The sequence below is a fragment of the Sedimentibacter sp. B4 genome (assembly GCF_000309315.1).
Taxonomy (GTDB): domain Bacteria; phylum Bacillota; class Clostridia; order Tissierellales; family Sedimentibacteraceae; genus Sedimentibacter; species Sedimentibacter saalensis.
Window position 1 is genome coordinate 1 of sequence record NZ_CANG01000284.1, and the last position, 206, is coordinate 206.

Annotated in this window: 1 protein-coding gene; it reads left to right on the plus strand. The window is 65.0% G+C overall.

What is annotated here, in order from left to right:
• Positions 1–96: 96 nt before the first annotated feature.
• Positions 97–206: DUF4870 domain-containing protein (locus tag BN358_RS28830; protein WP_368730810.1), on the plus strand; the 110-nt coding region annotated here is incomplete at its 3' end.

A 206-nucleotide genomic window follows, 5' to 3' on the forward strand; every position in this document is an offset into this window, starting at 1 on the left:
TGACGCTCGTGGCGAGCCTGATCGGCCTGCCGTTCCTCGGGCCGATCCTGGTCCTGGCGTTCCAGGGGTCGAAGAGCCCGCGGGTGCGTACAGGCGGTGGAGTCGCTGAACTTCGACCTCACCATGACCATCGCCATGCTGATCAGCTTCCTGCTGGTGTTCCTGCTGATCGGGGTGGTCACCACGCCGATCCTCGGGTTGCTGTG